Genomic DNA, 2,649 nt, shown 5'->3' on the forward strand with positions numbered 1-2,649 from the left:
CGACCAGCGCCTGGATCTCCACCAGCAGCGGTCGCGTCCCTTCCCAGACCACCATCACCGAACTGCCGGAGGTGACTTCATCGCCACGACTCAGGAAGATCGCCGAAGGGTTGCTCACTTCGCGTAGTCCCTGTTCGGTCATCGCGAAGACCCCTAACTCATTCACCGCACCAAAACGGTTTTTGTGGCTGCGCAGGGTACGAAAACGAGAATCGGCATCGCCATCCAGCAATACCGAGCAGTCGATGCAGTGTTCAAGCACTTTTGGCCCGGCCAGCGAGCCGTCTTTGGTCACGTGGCCCACCATCACAATCGCCACGCCGCGCGTCTTGGCAAAGCGCGTCAGGTAGGCCGCCGTCTCACGCACCTGCGCCACGCTGCCGGGTGATGACTGGATATCCGCCATGTGCATAACCTGAATGGAGTCGATCACCATCAGCTTCGGCTGCTCTTCTTCTGCAATCAGGCAAATCTGCTCAATACTGGTTTCCGAAAGCATGTTGAGATTGTTGGTCGGCAAACCGAGACGGTGCGCGCGCATTGCCACCTGCTGCAGGGACTCTTCCCCGGTGACGTACAGGGTTTTCATCTGCTCCGCGAGCTTGCACAGCGTCTGCAATAACAGCGTGGATTTACCCGCGCCGGGGTTACCGCCAATCAGAATCGCACTGCCGGGAACGACGCCGCCGCCCAGCACGCGGTCAAACTCTTTAAAACCGGTGGAAAAACGCGGCAGCTCTTCCAGGCTGATATCGGAAAGCTTCTGAACCTTTGCAACGCCAGCGCTCCCGGCATAACCACTCAGTCGCTCATTACGCGCCACCGTCGGCGATGCAGCCAGGCGCACCTCGGTGATGGTGTTCCAGGCATGACAGGCGCTGCATTGCCCCTGCCAGCGCGGATAATCCGCCCCGCATTCATTACATACAAAGGCGCGTTTTGGAGCTTTTGCCACGGTTTACCTCGTTATCTCTGTACCGCCTGTGTGCCGGATGGCGGCGGCGCCTTACCCGGCCTACACCTTAATACCAGCCGGTATCTCAATTATTTCTGGTTCATGCTGCCGGAGAGAATGCAGAACACCCCCATCAGGTCAGCGTGACGGATAGTAATCTCCGTCTTTTCATTCACTTTCGGCTTGGCATGGTACGCAATCCCCAGCCCCGCCGTTTTGATCATCGGCAGATCGTTGGCGCCATCGCCAATCGCCACGGTCTGCGCGATCGGGATTTCATATTCCTGCGCCAGTCGGGTCAGCGTTTTGGCCTTATACTGCGCATCGACGATATCGCCAATCACGTTGCCGGTAAATTTACCGTCCATGATCTCCAGTTCATTCGCCACTGCCGCCGTTAGCCGCAGTTTCTCACGCAGATATTCGGCAAAGAAGGTAAAGCCGCCGGAGGCGATTGCCACCTTCCAGCCCAGTGTTTCCAGCTTCAGCACCAGTTGCGTCAGGCCTGGCATCAGCGGCAGACTTTCACGTACCTGATGCAAAATATTGGCATCCGCGCCTTTCAGCGTCGCCACACGACTGCGCAGGCTGGCGGTGAAGTCGAGTTCGCCGCGCATCGCCCGTTCGGTCACTTCCGCGACCCTTTCGCCGGTACCGGCCAGTTTGGCGATCTCATCAATGCACTCGATCTGAATCGCGGTGGAATCCATGTCCATCACCAACAGGCCAGGAGTACGCAAATGCGGGATTTTCCCCAACGGCGCAACGTCTAATTGCGCATCATGCGCCAGTTTCATCGCGCGAGGCGTGAGCGAACCGGCAAGGCGAATGACCTGATAGTCCTCGACACACCACGCCGCGACAATCACCATCGCCGCGCCCAGTTTGCTCTGGTACTGAGTCAGACGTTGTTTATCCAGCCCGCGTCCGTACAGCAGCCAGCCGCTACGTCCAGCGTGGTAATCCAGTGGCATCACCTCGTCACCACTCAAAGAAAGGGGCAAACCTGGCCATAAAGAGACATCTTCAGGCAAATCGCACCAGGTAATGTTAGGCATTAAAGCTCCTGTAAAATCGTTCGGGCCGGGAAGGTTCACGGGGAAAATAACGCATGAGGCTACCCTGTAACCATCGCTTCTGGCAACATTAAGCCTCAAATTTTCAGCAGGTGGAATATGGCTCGCGCAAAACTGAAATTCCGACTTCATCGTGCAGTGATTGTATTGTTCTGTCTCGCACTGCTTGTTGCGCTCATGCAGGGCGCCTCCTGGTTCAGTCAAAATCACCAGAGACAGCGTAATCCGCAGCTTGAAGAGTTGGCGCGCACGCTGGCGCACCAGGTCACGCTGAACATCGCGCCGCTGATGCGTACCGAAACGCCTGACGAAAAACGCATCAAGACCATTCTGCAGCAGTTGACGAAGGAAAGCCGCATACTTGATGCCGGCGTTTATGATGAACAAGGCGATATGATTGCCCGCGCAGGCGAAAGCGTAAATGTGCGCGACCGTCTTGCGCTGGACGGTAAAAAAGCCGGCGGCTACTTCAACCAGCAGATTGTAGAACCCATCCAGGGGAAAAATGGCCCACTGGGCTATCTGCGCCTGACGCTGGATACGCATACCTTAGCCACTGAAGCCCGGCAGGTGGATAATACCACCAACATTTTACGCCTGATGCTGCTGCTTTCACTG

Annotated in this window: 3 protein-coding genes; 1 reads left to right on the forward strand and 2 read right to left on the reverse strand. The window is 56.7% G+C overall.

The features are described 5' to 3' along the window. A partial coding sequence (gene radA, locus AB7E14_RS22660; protein WP_428170000.1) for a DNA repair protein RadA occupies nucleotides 1-955 on the reverse strand: 955 nt, incomplete at its 3' end. 89 nt (nucleotides 956-1,044) lie between these two features. Further along, a complete protein-coding gene (gene serB, locus AB7E14_RS22665; RefSeq protein ID WP_248381642.1) occupies nucleotides 1,045-2,013 on the reverse strand; it encodes a phosphoserine phosphatase in 969 nt (322 codons plus the stop codon). Nucleotides 2,014-2,130: 117 nt separating this feature from the next. Here serB and AB7E14_RS22670 point away from each other — a divergent pair. Next, nucleotides 2,131-2,649 (forward strand): YtjB family periplasmic protein (locus tag AB7E14_RS22670; protein ID WP_428170001.1); only part of this gene is annotated, 519 nt, incomplete at its 3' end.

The organism is Citrobacter sp., assembly GCF_050252275.1.
GTDB classification, from domain to species: domain Bacteria; phylum Pseudomonadota; class Gammaproteobacteria; order Enterobacterales; family Enterobacteriaceae; genus Citrobacter_A; species Citrobacter_A amalonaticus.

Coding starts and splice junctions, on each gene's coding strand:
- serB (WP_248381642.1), bottom strand. CDS start 2,013: ATGCCTAACATTACCTGGTGCGATTTGCCTGAAGATGTCTCTTTATGG.